16 protein-coding genes are annotated in these 15,788 nt (G+C 68.0%); 7 read left to right on the top strand and 9 right to left on the bottom strand.

Annotated elements, in window-relative coordinates:
• Positions 1-13: 13 nt before the first annotated feature.
• The 3 genes from DLJ53_RS04245 to DLJ53_RS04235 all read right to left on the bottom strand — a co-directional run bounded on the left by DLJ53_RS04245 (position 14) and on the right by DLJ53_RS04235 (position 1,609).
• Complete coding sequence (locus DLJ53_RS04245) at positions 14-505, bottom strand: DUF6653 family protein (protein ID WP_244935000.1); 492 nt, start codon at positions 503-505, stop codon at positions 14-16.
• Positions 506-536: 31 nt separating this feature from the next.
• Positions 537-1,286, bottom strand: coding sequence for a YebC/PmpR family DNA-binding transcriptional regulator (locus DLJ53_RS04240; protein WP_111342633.1), 750 nt, complete (start codon positions 1,284-1,286; stop codon positions 537-539).
• 68 nt (positions 1,287-1,354) lie between these two features.
• Positions 1,355-1,609 carry a hypothetical protein gene (locus tag DLJ53_RS04235; protein WP_111342631.1) on the bottom strand — a complete coding sequence of 85 codons (255 nt, stop codon included), beginning with the start codon at positions 1,607-1,609 and terminating at the stop codon, positions 1,355-1,357.
• A gap of 315 nt (positions 1,610-1,924) precedes the next feature.
• Here DLJ53_RS04235 and DLJ53_RS04230 point away from each other — a divergent pair, with 315 nt between their 5' ends.
• Complete coding sequence (locus tag DLJ53_RS04230) at positions 1,925-2,584, top strand: helix-turn-helix transcriptional regulator (RefSeq protein WP_162408879.1); 660 nt, start codon at positions 1,925-1,927, stop codon at positions 2,582-2,584.
• 386 nt (positions 2,585-2,970) lie between these two features.
• Here DLJ53_RS04230 and DLJ53_RS04225 read toward each other — a convergent pair whose 3' ends face one another.
• The 4 genes from DLJ53_RS04225 to DLJ53_RS04210 form a co-directional block, all read right to left on the bottom strand.
• Positions 2,971-3,621 carry an acyl-homoserine-lactone synthase gene (locus DLJ53_RS04225; RefSeq protein WP_162408877.1) on the bottom strand — a complete coding sequence of 217 codons (651 nt, stop codon included), beginning with the start codon at positions 3,619-3,621 and terminating at the stop codon, positions 2,971-2,973.
• Between the two features lie 199 nt (positions 3,622-3,820).
• The gene (locus DLJ53_RS04220) at positions 3,821-4,642 is read right to left on the bottom strand and encodes a TIGR00282 family metallophosphoesterase (protein WP_111342627.1); all 822 of its coding nucleotides are present in this window, start codon (positions 4,640-4,642) and stop codon (positions 3,821-3,823) included.
• 99 nt (positions 4,643-4,741) lie between these two features.
• Positions 4,742-5,326, bottom strand: a complete 585-nt coding sequence (locus DLJ53_RS04215) for a 5-formyltetrahydrofolate cyclo-ligase (RefSeq protein WP_111342625.1) — start codon at positions 5,324-5,326, stop codon at positions 4,742-4,744.
• Positions 5,326-6,267: a DMT family transporter gene (locus DLJ53_RS04210; protein ID WP_111342624.1), complete on the bottom strand. Its 942-nt coding sequence runs from the start codon at positions 6,265-6,267 to the stop codon at positions 5,326-5,328. Before DLJ53_RS04210 ends, DLJ53_RS04215 begins: the two co-directional genes overlap by 1 nt.
• A gap of 149 nt (positions 6,268-6,416) precedes the next feature.
• On the opposite strand from DLJ53_RS04210, the gene DLJ53_RS04205 reads away from it, so the two are divergent.
• Positions 6,417-7,253, top strand: coding sequence for an alpha/beta hydrolase fold domain-containing protein (locus tag DLJ53_RS04205; protein ID WP_111342622.1), 837 nt, complete (start codon positions 6,417-6,419; stop codon positions 7,251-7,253).
• 172 nt (positions 7,254-7,425) lie between these two features.
• Here DLJ53_RS04205 and DLJ53_RS04200 read toward each other — a convergent pair whose 3' ends face one another.
• Positions 7,426-8,409, bottom strand: a complete 984-nt coding sequence (locus tag DLJ53_RS04200; protein ID WP_146619888.1) for a hypothetical protein — start codon at positions 8,407-8,409, stop codon at positions 7,426-7,428.
• A 460-nt stretch (positions 8,410-8,869) separates the two neighbouring features.
• On the opposite strand from DLJ53_RS04200, the gene DLJ53_RS04190 reads away from it, so the two are divergent.
• The gene (locus DLJ53_RS04190) at positions 8,870-9,703 is read left to right on the top strand and encodes a mechanosensitive ion channel family protein (protein WP_111342617.1); all 834 of its coding nucleotides are present in this window, start codon (positions 8,870-8,872) and stop codon (positions 9,701-9,703) included.
• An 86-nt stretch (positions 9,704-9,789) separates the two neighbouring features.
• Here the strand turns inward: DLJ53_RS04190 and DLJ53_RS04185 are convergent, their stop codons facing one another.
• A complete protein-coding gene (locus tag DLJ53_RS04185) occupies positions 9,790-10,458 on the bottom strand; it encodes a PRC-barrel domain-containing protein (RefSeq protein ID WP_162408875.1) in 669 nt (222 codons plus the stop codon).
• A gap of 382 nt (positions 10,459-10,840) precedes the next feature.
• On the opposite strand from DLJ53_RS04185, the gene DLJ53_RS04180 reads away from it, so the two are divergent.
• From DLJ53_RS04180 to DLJ53_RS04165, 4 genes are all read left to right on the top strand, one after another.
• Positions 10,841-12,253, top strand: coding sequence for a glutamine synthetase family protein (locus DLJ53_RS04180; protein ID WP_111342613.1), 1,413 nt, complete (start codon positions 10,841-10,843; stop codon positions 12,251-12,253).
• Between the two features lie 9 nt (positions 12,254-12,262).
• Positions 12,263-13,573: an NAD(P)/FAD-dependent oxidoreductase gene (locus DLJ53_RS04175; RefSeq protein ID WP_111342611.1), complete on the top strand. Its 1,311-nt coding sequence runs from the start codon at positions 12,263-12,265 to the stop codon at positions 13,571-13,573.
• A gap of 105 nt (positions 13,574-13,678) precedes the next feature.
• Positions 13,679-14,440 (top strand): SDR family NAD(P)-dependent oxidoreductase, encoded by a 762-nt coding sequence (locus DLJ53_RS04170; protein WP_111342609.1) that lies wholly within the window; start codon positions 13,679-13,681, stop codon positions 14,438-14,440.
• Positions 14,441-14,549: 109 nt separating this feature from the next.
• The gene (locus tag DLJ53_RS04165; RefSeq protein ID WP_162408873.1) at positions 14,550-15,779 is read left to right on the top strand and encodes a DUF3422 domain-containing protein; all 1,230 of its coding nucleotides are present in this window, start codon (positions 14,550-14,552) and stop codon (positions 15,777-15,779) included.
• The last annotated feature ends 9 nt before the right edge of the window (positions 15,780-15,788 follow it).

The raw sequence follows: 15,788 nt of genomic DNA, 5'->3' as shown, positions 1-15,788 counted from the left end.
CCGGGCGGTTCGATCAGCGCGCGTCGGTCTCGTCGTGGAGCCAGACCATGCGGTCGACGAACCAGAGCTTGGCGCCCGCGGCGAGGATGGTGCCGGCGACGGTCGCCCAGGGATCCAGCACGAGGAGGCCGTAGGCGAGCACGGCCACGCCGACGAGCGAGGCGGCCGACAGCATGGTCGCGGCGCGGGCATGGTGGGGCGGGATCGGGCGCTCGGACCGCGCCAGCCAGATCCGCTCGCCCATCACCCCGCGCGATGCCCAGGACCCGAGCGAGCGCGGCGGCGGAAAGATGCGCGGATTGACGAGCGTCCAAAACGCGAGGAGCGCCACGGGCAGGAGCGCCCACCATCCGATCCACGCCCGGCTGTACACGGCGAGCGCCATGGCCGGCAGGATCGGAACGCGGGTCCAGACGCTCCAGGGGCTCGCATGGCGGGCCCATGTCGCCTCGTCCATCGCCATCGCGCGCTCGATGGCGCGGCCCCATTCGCTGAGGCGCAGCACGCGACGGACCGGACCGGGCGGCCGGACGGCCTCAGGCGGCCGCCAGCTTCTCCATCACCTCGTCGGAGATCTCGTAGTTGGCGAAGACCTTCTGGACGTCGTCGTCGTCCTCGAGCACGTCGATGAGCTTCATCAACGTCGCGGCCTTCTCCTCGTCCACCGGGGTGGTGTTCTGGGGGCGCCAGACGATCGAGACGTTCACCGGCTCGCCCAGCTGCTCGGTCAGCGCGGTGGAGACTTCGGCGAGGTCCTCGAACGCGCAGGTGATGACGTGGCCCTCGTCGTCGGACTCGACGTCTTCCGCGCCGGCCTCAATCGCCGCTTCCATCACTTTCTCGGCATCACCTACGGTTGGGCCGTACTCGATCTCGCCCACCCGATCGAACATAAATGCAACCGAGCCGGACTCGCCGAGCGCCCCGCCATGCTTGGAGAAGGCGGCGCGGACCACACCGGCGGTGCGGTTGCGGTTGTCCGTCAGCGCTTCGACCAGGACGGCGACGCCGCCGGGGCCGTAACCCTCGTAGCGGACCTCGTCGTAGTTCGCGTCCTCGTCACCCTGCGCCTTCTTGATGGCGCGCTCGATGACGTCCTTCGGCACCGACTGCGCCTTCGCGGCCTGAACGGCCAGCCGCAGGCGCGGGTTCATCGCAGGATCGGGGGTTCCCATCTTCGCGGCGACAGTGACTTCGCGCGACAGCTTGGAAAAGAGCTTGGACCGCTTGGCGTCCTGCGCGCCCTTGCGGTGCATGATATTCTTGAACTTGGAATGGCCGGCCATCGTCGTCCCCTCAACTCACGGGCGGTATCTAGCCGCATTGGGACACGAACGTAAGGCCGTCTCCGCCGTCAGTGAATGGCGACGGAATCCTGCTCCCCCGTATCGGCCCCGATGATCGAGCGATACACCCGCATCCAGAACCGCGTTTCATCGAACTTGTCATCAAGCAGACGGTCGCAGGCGATGGCAACGGCAATCGTCGCCGCGCCGTCGCCATGAATGGCTTCCATCATATAGCGCGCGTCGGAGATCGCAATTTCATCCGACCCGCGGCTGTTGTTGAAGAGATTCCGTGCCATCGCGAGGCACTTGTCGTCCAGCATCGCCGTAGACATCCGGTCCACCTTTGGGACGTCGTTTCACCCACGGGTTTTCTAAATTTTGTCGCCATAAAACGGTATATCCCCAAATTGGGGAGGGCGCCGACGCGCACGCAGATTGCAATGCCTACTTGCGCCCCTCTGCCCCGTCTGAGATGAACGAGAATTAAATCGAGCGGTTGGGTCTGATCCATGGATCGCCGGGGCCATACGATGAAAGAGGATCGCGGAGTTTCCGGCCGCGCTGACCTGTTGCCGGATTCTCCACGTGACCACATTGTTGACGTCGTTGGGGCAGCGACGAGCATGAATCGCGCGGTGCGTGCCGTTCGCGATCATTATGAGATCGTGCGCCATGTCACCTATGTCGCGGCGCGTTACGGAACCGAACCGCATCGTGACCCCTATGTGCGCACGACGTACCCGCCCGCGTGGCTGGTGCGCTACCTCTTCAAGCAGTACTGGCGGATCGACCCCGTCGGCCGCGAAGGCTTTCGCCGCACCACGCCGTTCAACTGGCACGAGCTGGGCGACGGAACGCCGGAGGTCGAGGAATTCTTCGAGGACGCGTACAAGCACGGGCTCGGGCGCTCCGGACTCCTCATTCCGCTGACCAACAAGGCCAACCAGCGCGGCATCCTGTCGATCAACAGCGACGAGCCGGAGGACGTGTGGGAGGACTTCGCGTTCGACGAGCTCCCCACCTTCATCGAGATCGGCCAGGTCCTGCACGGCCGCGCGGCACGCGAGATCTTCGGTGAGGTCGGCGCCCCTCCGCGGCTCAGCCCGCGCGAGAAGGAAATGCTGCACTGGATCAGCCTGGGCAAGGAAGTGCCGGACATCGCGCTGATCACGAGCCTCTCCGAGCACACGGTGCGAACCTACCTGAAGTCCGCGCGCCTCAAGCTCGACGCGTCGACGATGGCGCAGGCCGTCATCAAGGCCGAGCGGCTCGGCCTCCTCACGGAGCAGTCGTAGGCGGCAGCCCGGCGGCCCCGTCGTCCATCAGGGCCGGAGTCTCCATCACAGCAAGGTCGTCCCTCGTCGCCATGGCGGCCGAGGCGCGTGCGCGCCGTGCGAGCGGGTCGCGTGCGGCTGTGCGGGTTGCGGCACCAGCCCTGGCGTATGGCATCACCTGTTTCCCCCGGTGCGTGCCGCGGCGGGACGGTGACCGGCGTGATGCGAAGGCCGGATCGATCGGCGCCCGCCCGCTGCCGTCGGCCCGTCGCCGCGCGGTGGGTCGGCCGTGGCGTGACGCGGCCGGCTCCGGGAGCCGCCACGCGCCGGACAATGTCCGGCGCGTCGCCAACTCCCGGTGGCTGGTCGGCGTACGCATGACCTTGTCCGGTCATGCGGCGCCGTCCCTAAGCCGCCACCCGCGTGATCGAAGAATGCAGCCGCGGGGCGCGCGACAGCACACGGTCATGGTGGCCCAGCCGCTCCCGGACCGCCTCCAGCGCATCACGGCCCGACTCCGTCAGGCCGAGCATCACCGGCACGCTGAAGTCATCGCACTGGCCGATGATGTCGATGCGTGCGCCGGCCCGCCTCCAGATGCGCAGCCGGGCCTCGTCGAAGTTCGACAGGAAGGTGTCGACGCCGTTGCGGTAGCCGAACTCCATCCCGGCCAGCAGCATCATGCGCAGCACGTCCAGCATGCGCCGTTTGGGCTGATGCTGGCGGATCAATTCCTCGTCCACGCACAGCCGGGTGATTTCCCAAACGAAGGGAGACTGAAACGCGACCGCGTCCGGCATGGTCTCTGCGAACACATCCGTAAGTAGTGTCCGGCCCGACGTGGGCATCAACCGGGCTGCCGCATACAGAAACTCAGCATTTTCATCAGTATGGAGCAGATACACCGGCGACAGGTTGTCATAGATGTCGCGCTCTTTACCTCCCTCTGCACTTACCCATTTCAGCTGCTCGCAGAACACACGGTGACGAAGGTTGTACATTTGGTCGAGAAGATGACCGAACGTGGCGAACTGGTGGGATTCGATGGCGAAATACATAACGTCCTCCATCAGCGGAATTGCTGACAGAGAAGATGATTATTGAAGGGAATTGTTTAGGTAAACGTCAATTAGTATATGACGCACACGTATAGATAGACGAGAAGCAAACTATAGCGTGAGAGTTGGCAAAACTGGCGGGTCCGCGTGCGCGCAAAGCGTTCGTTAATTGCGCCCCGCCTTAAGCAACTAGAGGCGGTTAGCCCCATTCGGAGGGGCCAGCCTCGTGGAGAACGCCGCCCATCCGGATCGGCACAATCCATTTTGCGAGACCGGTGGAATCGTCCGTCTCCACCGCGATGCCACAAATCGTCGCCGGTCCGGTCGCGGGTGTGATGCGCTGGCCGGGAACACGCTCGATCATCCGGCGAACCGGCTCCTCCTTGTCCATGCCGATCACGCCGTCATAGGCGCCGCACATGCCGAGATCGGTGATGAACGCCGTGCCGCCCGGCAGCACGCGGTGATCGGCGGTCGGGCAGTGGGTGTGCGTGCCCACCACGATCGAAACGCGGCCGTCCAGCATGTGGCCGAAGACCTGCTTCTCGCTGGTCGCCTCGGCGTGGATGTCGACGATCGCGGCGTCCACCTCGGAACCGAGCCTGTGCACGTCGAGCGCGGCCTCCAGCGGCCGTATCGGATCGTCCAGCGGGTCCATGAAGATGCGGCCCATGACGTTCGCCACAAGTATTCGCGCGCCGTTGCGGGCAGTGAACATCGCCGCACCGTGACCGGGCGTGCCGGGCGGGAAGTTGATCGGGCGCAGCATGCGCGGCTGCCGCTCGATGAAGACGAGCGCCTCGCGCTGGTCCCAGACGTGATTGCCGGTGGTGATGCAGTCCGCCCCGGCGTCGAGGATCTCTTGTGCGATCTCTTCCGAGATGCCGAACCCGCCGGCGGCGTTCTCGCCGTTGACGACCACGAAATCGAGCGACCAGCGCTCCACCAGGCGGGGAAGATGGGTCTGGATCGCCTGCCGCCCGACGCGGCCGACGACATCACCCAACACGACAATCCTCATGCGCGGCTCCGGCGATGAGGCATAAGCGGCTTGTTCTGTTTCATGGCACGCGTCGTGGGGCGCGCCCGGGCCCCCGTCAACTCCAAATTCCGGGCAATGTCAGCCGATTCGGATGAGATCCTGCTCGGTGAGGATCGCGTCGAGGGGGTGGTCGTGCGGCTCGATCGGCAGCTCCGGCAGCTCCTGCGCGGCGTAGGCGAGGCCGACCGTCCGCCGGCCCGGGTGCTCGCCGAGCCAGCGGTCGTAGTGGCCGGCGCCGTAGCCGAGCCGCCCGCCGGTGCGCGTGAAGGCGAGAAGCGGCACCAGCACCAGGTCGGGCACCACCTCCGCCCCGCCGCTCGGCTCGGTGAGGCCGAAGCGGCCGGAGACGAGCCTGTCCCCCTCCCCCATGACGACGAAGCGCATGCGGCCGTCCTCGATCTTCGGCAGGGCGATCTGCGCGGTGGACCCCAGCGCGGCCATCAGCGGCCGCGGATCGATCTCGTCGCGGATCGGCAGGTAGCCGGAGACGATGGCGGCGCCGGGCAGCTCGTCGGCGCGTGCGGCGATGGCCGCGCCGGCCCCCCGCACCGTCCGGGCGGCCTCCTGCCGGCGCAGCATCGCGGTGGTGCGCAGCCGCGCCTTCAGCTCGGCCGGCGACTGTCCGGCGCCGGGCGCCGCGGGGGTCGGACCGCTGCGCGCCATCAGGGCCTCAGCGGGGCGCCGACCTTGCGCTCCTCTCGCTGCAGGCCGAGCTGGCGCTCGCGGAAGATGACGAAGATGCCGGACGAGATGACGATCGCCGCGCCGACGACGACGTAGATGCTCGGCACCTCGCCGAAGATCACGTAGCCGAACAGGACGACCCAGATGATCGAGGTGTACTCGAAGGGGGCGATCAGCGACGCCTCGGCGTGCTGGTAGGCCTGCGTCAGCAGAAGCTGGCCGACGCCGCCGGACACCCCGATCGCCACCAGCCCCAGAAGGTCGAGCCAGGACGGCACCACCCAGGTCGGCAGCGTCAGCAGGGTCATGCCCGTGCCCGCCAGCAGGAAGTAGAGGACGATGGTGCTCGTCGCCTCGGTGCGCGCGAGCTGGCGCACGAAGACCGACGCCATCGCCATGAAGACCGCGGCGATCAGCGCCAGCAGCGCGCCGAGCGCCTTGGCGTCGTGGGTGATGTCGAAGCCGGCCCGGATCTGCGGGATCATGATGACGACGACGCCGACGAAGCCGATGCCCACCGCCGACCAGCGGTAGATGCGAACGGTCTCGCCCAGTAGAAGCGCGGCCATCATGACCATCATCAGCGGGGCCGCATAGACGATCGCGGTCGCCTCCGGGAGGGGCAGATGGTCGAGCGCCGCAAACCACAGCCCCATCGCGAACATACCTGCCGCCGCACGCTTGACGTGACCTGTGATCGACTTGGTCTCCAGCGCGTCGTGCAGATGACCCGTCCAGACGATCACGATGAGGACGGGGATGAGACCGAAGAAGTTTCGCGCAAACAGCATTTGCCCGACGGGTATTCGGTCGCCGACAAGCTTCACCATCGTGAGCATCATCGTGAACACGACGACGGAGACGATTTTCCACATGACCCCGACGGCGGGATTCGAGGCCACGGTCACACGTGCGGTCATGGAAGTGTCTTCATTCCTGGCCGCATCGATTTCCGGAGTGTCTGCGGCTCTGCGACGCACATAGCACAATCTCTCTCAACGTCTCCTGAATAGAGCGAGGGAACACCCATTCGTGTCCCGCCGTTGGCTCTGGCGAAGGAGACTGCTCCATGGACCAACGCCCCACCACCCTCGACGACGTCCGCGTGCGGATCGGCGCCCATCCCGTCGCCGGCACGCCCGACGCACGGCGCGTGGCGTTTGCCGATCTGGCCGGGCGACAGCCGCAGGCCGAGAGAATCCGCCTCGGCCGGACGGAGGCGCTGGCGATCGGCGAGGGTCCGACCCTGCTGTGGTTCCATGGCGGCGGCTTCGTCTTCGGCTCGCCGGAGTCGCACGCGATGATGGCGATGGCGCTCGCGGCGACGGGCATCCGCGTCATCCTGCCGCGGTATCGCCTCGCGCCCGAGCACGCCTGGCCGTCGATGCTGGACGACGCCGTCGAGGCCGCGACCGCCGCGCGGGAGGACGGTCCGATCGTGGTCGGGGGCGTCAGCGCCGGCGGCCACCTCGCCATCGCGCTCGCGCGGCGCCACCCCTACCTCGCCGCCGGCCTCGCCGTGCTCTCCCCCAACACCGACCGCACCGGCACCGACGCCGCGCGCACCGCGATCGCCGGCGACGCGATGAACGACGACGAGACCGACGCCGAGCTCGCCACGATGGCGCTGGGGAACGCCGACCGGCTCGACCCCGACGTCTCGCCGGCGATGGCCGATCTCAGCGCCTTGCCGCCGACGCATGTGGAGGTGGGAGGGGCCGAGATCCTGCTCGGCGACAGTCTCGCCTTCGTCGAGAAGGCGACGGTGGACGGGGTGAGGGTCGGCCTGCACCTGACGCCGGGACTGTTCCACATGGCTGCCCTGTGGCCCGACGCGTCCGTCGATGCCCGCGCGCAGCTCGGCCGGTTAGGCGCCTTTACACGCATAACCCTGACCGGCGCCTGAGGGACGCGCGGCGTTCGCCGCGGCCCGGATCCGGCCTTGCTGCACGCGAGCAAAACTCTGGTACGGGGAAACCGTCCGAACAAAACCGGCGCGCGGAACCCGCACGCCGGCTGACCGTCACACTACAAATACTGCCGAGCGCCGACCGCCCGGTTACACAAGCGTCTGAAGATCAGAAGCGCTCGGAAACCTGCTTGTTCAGGTCGGTCACCATCTCGTTCACCCCGTACTCTTCGGACAGCTTCTCGACCTCAAGCATGAGCTTGGAGAGCGAGCCGCCCTGCGGGATGAAGGCCTCCGGCGGCAGCGCCTTCAGCTTGTCGATGAACTCCTGATAATCGCCTTGCGCCCAGGTATCCTGCAGCTTGGACGGATCGCCCGAGAAGAGGAGTGCCTTGGAGCACATGGCCGGCACCGTCTTGGTCTCGCCGAGGCCAAACCAGGACAGGTCATACGGTGCCTTCCGGTTCAGATAGAAGTCCTGCGAGCCTTTCGCAACGGCCGGCGAGAGAATTCCCATGACCGTCATGCCATCGTCGGAGGCGGCGTTGACCATGCCGTCGGTCGGGTTCGGATAGGCGTAGAACACACCCACCGCACCGCGCTTGCCGCGCACGGCCTTGAAGATCGCCTCCTGCCCCGACGCATACTCGAACGTCGGCTCGATGCCCTGCAGCGACGGCTCGGCGGCGAAGAGCTTGCGGATGAACGCCTCCGAGCCCGACCCCTCCGGCACCACGAAGGTCACGCGGCGCGCGTTGTCCATGACCGACTTCCAGTTCGGCAGGCGCGCTTCCGCGGTGAAGGCCATGGCGCACTCGCCCGGCAGGTCGTTGCGCACGATCTGGGTGTTGCCGCTCGTGACCGCGTCGTACTGGAGACCGCCCTGGCCGATGCCGAAGCAGATGTTGTTCGTCTCGTTCGCGCAGGCGTTTGCGTTGGCCACGGCGCCGGCCGAGGGGACCCGGCGAACCTCGTAGCCGAACGGCTTGGCGAGCGTCTTGAGTTGCTCTTCGACCGCCTGGCCCATCCCGTTGTGGTAGGTCGAGCCTTCACCGGTCGGCGCGCCGCCGGTGTAGATGACGATCTCGGTCGTCTGCGCTGCGGCGGCCGTCGTCATGCCGATAACGGCGGCGAGGGCTAGCAGTCTCTTCATCCTTGGTCCCTTCCTCTCGGGGTGCGCAATCGCACCACGACAGATAAGGTGGTGCCCGGAGCGCTACAAAGGCCGGTAACTCAAGGCATTGAATTTGTGATGACCCCACCTGACCGCGACGCGCGACTTGCCGCAGCGCTGAGATCCAACCTGCGCAGACGCAAGGCGCAGACACGTGTGCGTGAGACCGAACGTGAGGAGACCGGCGGAAATGGCGCCGGCGGGCCCGCGGAAAGCGCCGGTGAGGCGCCGGTCCGCGCGGCCGCCTCCCCCACCGACGACGATCCCGAGACGCCCGACTCCTAGGCCCGGCGCGCGACGCTTGGCCCCACCCGCGCCGACGCGTCGCAGCGGACCCTGGATCCCGTCCGCCGGGACCGGTTCACGGGGATCGGGCCGCCGGGTTTTGCCATTGCCGGGCTCCGTCCCTTAAGCCCAGGGGACAGCACGGAGACCCGGCATGGATCAGAACGAAAGCATTCTAGACACCATCGGCACCTGGCTCGCCGTCCAGGGCGTCAATCTGCTGACGGCGGTCGTCGTCCTCATCGTCGGCTGGTGGCTGGCGCGGCGGCTCAAGGGGTGGCTCGGCCTCTACCTCGCGCGATCAGACCGGCTCGACCCGATCGTCGAGAGCTTCCTCGCCTCGCTGTTCTATTACGGCCTGCTGGCGATCGTGCTGATCGTCGCCCTCAACGTCGCCGGGGTGCAGACGGCGAGCCTCATCGCGGTGCTGGGCGCGGCCTCCCTCGCCATCGGCCTCGCCCTGCAGGGCTCGCTGACCTCGCTCGCGGCGGGCGTGATGATCATCGCGATGCGGCCGTTCAGGATCGGCGACTACATCGAGGTGTCCGGCCATGCGGGGACGGTGAAGTCCATCACGCTCTTCATGACCGAGCTCGCGACCTTCGACAACGTGCAGAAGCTGATGCCCAACTCGCAGGTCTGGGGGGCGACGGTGACGAACTATTCCGTCTTCCCCACCCGGCTCATCGACATCCCCGTCAGCATCGACTACGGCGACCCGATCGACACGGCCCTGAAGACCCTGCGCCAGCTCGCCGATACCCACCCGAAGATCATGTCCGAACCGGCGCCGAACGCCTTCGTGCACGGGCTGGGCGAGTCGTCGGTCGACCTCGTCCTTCGCGTCTGGGTCGCGGCGGACGACTACTGGCCGATGAAGCGCGAGCTGCAGCAGCGCGCGAAGGAGGCGGTGGAGGGCGCCGGCATGTCGATCCCCTACCCGCACCGCCAGATCATCTCGCCCAAGGCCGACGCGAGCGCCGCCTGAGGGCCGGGCCGGCAAAGCCCCGCGCACACAGAAAAAGGGGCCGCATGAGCGACCCCTCTTCCTATTGCCCGACTGGTGGACGCCGATCAGTTCGTCGGCGTCGACGCACCCGTCGTCGTGGTCATCGTGGACCCGGCGCTGGCGCTGGCGGCAGCCGCCTCGCTCTCCGAGGCGGCGTCCTCGGCCGTGCGGAACTCAGGCGCGGCCTTCAGCTCCTCGGCCGTCAGGTCGGCCATGAACGTCGTGTCGCCGTCTTCGTCCTGCGTCATCTCGAGACGCGAGAGCTCGATGGCGACGTTCTTCTCGCCGACGCCCAGGAAGCCACCGACGCCGATCACGACACCCTCGATCTTGCCGTCGGAGGTGATGATCATGTCGTTCACGTCGCCGACTTCCTCGTCGGCAGCGTTGAACACGGTGGCGTCGAGCAGGGTCGACGCGAGATAGGTGTCGGCCGACTGTTCAAAGATCTGGCCCTCGACCGGGGTGCCCTCGGCAACCTCTTCGGTGTCGGTCTCGGTGGCCTCGTCCATGGCGTCGCCGGCTGCGTCGGCAGCCTGCTCGGCCTGGTCGGCCGCCGCGTCAGCCGCCTCGGCGGATTCCTCGGCAGCCTCGCCAGCAGCTTCAGCCGTCTTCTCAGCAGCCTTGTCAGCGGCGTCGACGGTCGCGGACGCGGCGTTGTCGACCGCCTCGCCAGCCTGCTCGGCCGGGCCATCGGACTCGACGACGGTCACATTGGAGTCGTTCTGCGCCATCACAGGGGCTGCCGAGAACAGCACCAGAGCGGACGCGGTCGCAAGCCAAAGGTTCTTCTTCGCAGACATGACAGTGCCTTTTGTGGTGTGTCCAGTAATACCGAGGAGTTTTACTCCCCGACCCTATGCTCACTGCCGGCACTACGCTGTCTGATGACTAGCGCTGGCCGCACAGCTGCATCGCGGTGAGTAAATGGCTGAGCCCGAACATGGTTCCAATTCGCACAAAACGATTTTTTCTTTTTCGAACGACTCGGCGCCCTCGCGCGCGGCCCTGCGGCGGACTCGGAACGGACGGCGCAACCCGTTGACATGCGCGGCCAAGGCGTTCTGATGGAGGAGATGCCCCAGACGTCGGGGCGCAACTCCAGATGGCAATTCCGTGGACCAGAAGACCCCTTCCTCCGTTTCCGCGCTCGAGAACTCCGACGCGAGAGCGCGCGGTGTCCCGGACCACAAGTCCGCGGTGGAGTGGCTGAAGTCGCGCGGCATCCAGGACGTCGAGTGCATCGTCCCCGATCAGGCGGGCGTTGCGCGCGGCAAGATGATGCCGACGGAGAAGTTCGCACGCTCCCCGTCGATCACGATGCCCACCTCGATCTTCGCGCAGACGATCTCCGGCGACTATCCGCCCGAGGACGGCGAATTCGTCTACGACCCGACCGACGGCGACCTGATCTTCGATCCGGACTACTCGACCCTGTCGATCGTCCCGTGGGCGTCGGACCCCGCCGCCCAGCTCATCCACGACGCCCGGCACAAGGACGGCCGCCCGGTGGATCATGCGCCCCGCCAGGTGCTGAAGCGCGTGGTCGAACTCTACGAGCGCAAAGGTCTGCGCCCCGTTGTCGCACCGGAGATCGAGTTCTACCTCGTCAAGCCGAACACCGACCCGGACTACCCGCTCGAGCCGCCGATCGGCCGCTCCGGACGGCCCGAGATCGGCCGCCAGTCCTTCTCCATCGCCGCCGTCAACGAGTTCGACGACCTGTTCGACGACATCTACGACTACGCCGAGGCACAAGGGCTGGAGATCGACACCCTCATCCACGAGGAGGGCGCCGCGCAGATGGAGATCAACCTGCTGCACGGCGACGCGGTGGACCTCGCCGACCAGGTCTTCCTCTTCAAGCGCACGATCCGCGAGGCCGCGCTGCGCCACAAGATGTACGCCACCTTCATGGCCAAGCCGATGTCCGGCGAGCCGGGCTCGGCGATGCACATCCACGCCTCGCTCGTCGACACGGAGACCGGCAAGACCATCTTCTCCGACGACGAGGGCAACCCGACGAAGGAGTTCTTCTACTTCATCGCCGGGCACCAGAAGTACCTGCCGGCGGTCATGTGCATCCTCGCCCCGTACGTGAACTCGTACCGGCGGCTGGAGCGTTTTTCGGCCAGCCCCACCAACGTCTCCTGGGGCTACGACAACCGCACCGTCGGCCTGCGCGTGCCGCACAGCCCGCCCTCGGCCCGGCGGCTGGAGAACCGCATTCCCTCGTCCGACTCCAATCCCTACCTCGCCATCGCCGCCTCGCTCGCCTGCGGCCTCCTCGGCCTCGAGGAAGGGCAGCACCCCGACGATCCGATCGACGGGTCGGCCTCCTCCCTCCCGTTCGACCTGCCGCGCGACATCCTTGGCGCCGTCACCCTGTTCGAGGAGTGCGAGCCGCTGAGCGACATCTTCGGCAAGAGCTTCGTCTCGACCTTCCGCGCCATCAAGCAGGCCGAGTACGAAACGTTCATGCGCGTCATCAGCCCGTGGGAGCGCGAGTACCTGCTCCTCAACGTCTGACGTCCGCCTATGTCCGATACCGTCTACGCTGAGGATGCCAGCGTCCCGGCCCCTCAGACCGCGCCGGAGGACCTGCCGACGCGGACCGACGTCGTCATCATCGGCGGCGGCCTCACGGGTCTGTCCACCGCGCTGCACCTCGCCCGCGCGGGGCGCGCCGTGGCGCTGGTCGAGGCGGCGGGCATCGGCGACGGCGCCTCCGGCCGCAACGGCGGACAGCTCCATCCCGCCCAGCGGCGCGACCAGATCTGGCTGACCAAGCGCGTCGGCGAAGCGATCGCGGACGAGCTCTGGGAACTCGGCGAGGAGGCGATCGCCCTCGTCCACTCGCTGCGCGCCGAGCTCGGAGCCGACTGCGACTTCCGCCCCGGCCTGATCGACGCCGCCCACACCAAGGCCGCCTTCGACGAGTCGCGCGCCTACGCCGACCACCTCTTCGAGCGCTACGGCGTCACGCCCGAGATCATGGACCGCGACACCCTCGCCGCGGCGATCGGCTCGACGCGCTATGTCGGCGGCGTGCACGATTCCAGCGGCGGCCACCTCAACCCGCTGGCGCTCGTCACGGCCCTCGCGGAGGCGGCGGAGAAGGCCGGCGCCCACCTCTTCCAGTACACCACCGCGGAAGGCTTCGAGCCGCGCAGCGACGGCGTCGACGTCACCGTCCGCCGCCGCGGCGCCCGCGCGCACGTGATCGCCGCCGACGCCGTCGTGCTCGCCGGCAACGGCTACCTCTCCGGCCTCGAGCCGCGGATCGAGACGCGCGTCCTGCCGCTGGTGAACCACATCGCCGCGACCGAGCCGCTCGACGTCTCCCCGATCCCCGGCGGGGAGGCGGTCGCCGACACCCGCGCCGTCATCCGCTACTTCCGGGTCGACGCGGAAAACCGGATGATCTTCGGCGGCGGGGAGAGCTACGGCCCGGTCGCCGCGGACGTCGCCTCCATCGTCCGGCCCTACCTCGCCGAGGTGTACCCGCACCTCAGGGACGTGCCGATCGCCGCCGCGTGGTCCGGCACGCTGGGCATCACCCGCACCCGCTGCCCATTCATCCGGCGGCTGGAGCCGGGGGTCTACGCCGCGGTCGGCTACTCCGGCCAGGGGGTCGGCCTCGCCACCTTCGCCGGCAAGGTCATCGCCGAGGCGATCGTCGGCGACACCGGGAAGCTCGACGTCTTCGCCCACCTCCCCGTGCCGCCCTTCCCCGGCGGCACGCGCTTCCTCGGCCCGCTGGCGGTGATGGCGATGACGTGGTTCTCGCTGCGCGACCGGCTCGCGCTCCCGTCGATTCCCCGTCCCGGAGCGGATACCACACGTTGACCTGCAGGCCGTTTCGGCCATGGCGACCGTGCGAGCCAGCACAATTCGGCGTGTAAACTAGATGAAACCCTTGCCCCTGAGCGTGCCGCGCGCAAGTAGCCGTCTATGGCCCAACTCGCACTCGTCACCGGCGCCTCGTCAGGCATCGGAGAAGCTCTCGCGCAGCGGATCGCAGCCGATGGTGTGGACCTCATCCTGGTCGCCCGTCGGGAGGATCGCCTGCGCGCCCTCGCCGCCGAGCTCCCGGTCGAGACCCACGTCGTTCCGCTCGACCTGACCGAACGTGGCGCCCCCGAGGCGCTGATGGCGGAGGTGGCGCGCTACGGCCGGCCGGTGGACGTCCTCGTCAACAACGCCGGCTTCGGCCACGCCGGGCCCTTCGCCAAGTCGCCTCTCGAGCCGCAGCTCGGCATGGTGGACCTCAACATCCGCGCCCTGGTCGAGCTCAGCCACCGCGTGCTGCCCCTGCTGATCGAACGCCGCCACGGCGGGATCATCAACGTCGCCTCGACGGCCGCCTTCCTGCCGGGCCCCGGCGTCTCGGTCTACTACGCGAGCAAGGCGTTCGTGCTCTCCCTCTCGCAGGCGCTGTCGGAGGAGGTGCGCGGCACGGGCGTCACCATCTGCGCCCTCTGCCCGGGCCCGACGCACTCCGAGTTCGGCGCCGTCTCCGGCATGGACAGGTCGCTGCTCTTCCGCGCCATGAAGCGCATGCCGTCGAGCCAGGTGGCCGACATCGGCTGGACAAGCTTCAAGGCCGGCAAGCGCGTGGTGATCCCCGGCTGGCAGAACCGCATCTCCTCGGTCTTCTCCCAGCACGGCCCGCGCCGCTTCCTCCTGCCGATCGTCAAGCGCCTGCAGAGCTGACGCATCGCCGGTTCGCCCGGCCGATCTCCGACCCTTGGCCCTGTTGCCATCTTGAGTTGCCGGGCTCACCGTAGCGGCGCCGATGCGCAGAAACGGTGAGGAGTCAACCATGGCGGCGAGCCGCCTTCCCTTTCGCAACCACCCCGACCGCGACACCGCGATCAAGGAAGCGCACGACCGGCCCTTTCTGCCGTTGACGGTGCCGACGACGCTCCATCACCTCGCCTTCCTCACCCCGGACCGCGCCTCGCGCCTCGCGCTTTACGCGGCGGTCTTCGGGCTGGAGAGTGCGGCATCCGCGCCCCACACCGTCCGCGAGGACGGGGATCTCACCGTCCGGCTCGAGCCGCACACCGAGTTCATGTCCCTCACCCTCATCTCGGCATCAGGACCCGAGGCGGGGGCCGCGCGGATCGCCGAGATCGCCGCGCACACGCCGGACAGCGCCGAGCTGCTGGTCGCGCTCCGCCTGTCCCTGGTCGACGAGCCGGGGCCGATCTGCGACGACACCATCGGCGGCGTCATGCGCGGCAATCTCGTCCTCGCCACCACCGCGAGGCCGGAGGAGGACGGTTTCATCTCCATCGAGGTCGCGGTGGCGGAGATGGGCCCCGCCCAGCTCGGCCGGCGCATCCAGCGCCTTCTGGAGGCCGAGACCTACCGCACGCTCGCCCTCATCGGCATCGCCGTCGCCCGCCGCTTCGCCCCCGTGCTCGACAAGCTGGAGGGCGACCTCGCCGACGTCACCGAATCCCTTACCGAGGGCCGGGAGAGCGACGAGGACATCCTCGAGAAGCTGCAGAAGCTGTCGGCGCGGACCGAGGCGATGCGCGCCGCCACGAGCTACCGCTTCGCCGCCAGCACCGCCTACGCCAAGCTGGTGGAGGAGCGCCTCGAGGCCCTCCTCGAGGTCAAGCTGGAGGAACGGGCGACCCTGTCGGGCTTCATCACCGCGAGCCTCGGGCCGGCGGTGCGCACCATCGCCTCGACGGAGCGGCGGCAGGACGAGCTGTCGAAGGCCATCGGCCGCGCCCTCGACATCCTGCGCACGCGGGTCGACGTCTCGATGGACAAGGCCAACCAGGAGATCATGCGCTCCATGAACGAGCGCCAGCACCGCCAGCTCGTCCTGTCGGAGGCCGTGGAGGGCCTGTCGGTCATCGCGATCAGCTATTACCTCCTCGGCCTCCTCGCCTACCCCGTCCGGGCGCTGAAGGCGGTCCACGTGCTGCCGGTGTCGGAGTACGTGGCGCTCGGCATCCTGGCGCCCTTCGTGGCCGGCGCGGTCTATACGATCATGCGCCGGATCCGCGCCCGCTGGGACGCCGACGACGCCTGACGCGCCGGC

Source organism: Acuticoccus sediminis (genome assembly GCF_003258595.1).
GTDB lineage: Bacteria > Pseudomonadota > Alphaproteobacteria > Rhizobiales > Amorphaceae > Acuticoccus > Acuticoccus sediminis.
This window is presented reverse-complemented; position numbering and strand designations above follow the sequence as displayed.

Excerpts from the sequence above, each read along its gene's own strand:
- DLJ53_RS04170 (WP_111342609.1), top strand. The coding sequence starts at position 13,679 with ATGGCCCAACTCGCACTCGTCACCGGCGCCTCGTCAGGCATCGGAGAA.
- DLJ53_RS04175 (WP_111342611.1), top strand. The coding sequence starts at position 12,263 with ATGTCCGATACCGTCTACGCTGAGGATGCCAGCGTCCCGGCCCCTCAG.
- DLJ53_RS04165 (WP_162408873.1), top strand. The coding sequence starts at position 14,550 with ATGGCGGCGAGCCGCCTTCCCTTTCGCAACCACCCCGACCGCGACACC.
- DLJ53_RS04215 (WP_111342625.1), bottom strand. The coding sequence starts at position 5,326 with ATGGCGCGCAGCGGTCCGACCCCCGCGGCGCCCGGCGCCGGACAGTCG.
- DLJ53_RS04235 (WP_111342631.1), bottom strand. The coding sequence starts at position 1,609 with ATGCTGGACGACAAGTGCCTCGCGATGGCACGGAATCTCTTCAACAAC.
- DLJ53_RS04225 (WP_162408877.1), bottom strand. The coding sequence starts at position 3,621 with ATGTATTTCGCCATCGAATCCCACCAGTTCGCCACGTTCGGTCATCTT.
- DLJ53_RS04190 (WP_111342617.1), top strand. The coding sequence starts at position 8,870 with ATGGATCAGAACGAAAGCATTCTAGACACCATCGGCACCTGGCTCGCC.
- DLJ53_RS04240 (WP_111342633.1), bottom strand. The coding sequence starts at position 1,286 with ATGGCCGGCCATTCCAAGTTCAAGAATATCATGCACCGCAAGGGCGCG.
- DLJ53_RS04205 (WP_111342622.1), top strand. The coding sequence starts at position 6,417 with ATGGACCAACGCCCCACCACCCTCGACGACGTCCGCGTGCGGATCGGC.
- DLJ53_RS04220 (WP_111342627.1), bottom strand. The coding sequence starts at position 4,642 with ATGAGGATTGTCGTGTTGGGTGATGTCGTCGGCCGCGTCGGGCGGCAG.
- DLJ53_RS04200 (WP_146619888.1), bottom strand. The coding sequence starts at position 8,409 with ATGAAGAGACTGCTAGCCCTCGCCGCCGTTATCGGCATGACGACGGCC.
- DLJ53_RS04210 (WP_111342624.1), bottom strand. The coding sequence starts at position 6,267 with ATGACCGCACGTGTGACCGTGGCCTCGAATCCCGCCGTCGGGGTCATG.
- DLJ53_RS04185 (WP_162408875.1), bottom strand. The coding sequence starts at position 10,458 with ATGGCGCAGAACGACTCCAATGTGACCGTCGTCGAGTCCGATGGCCCG.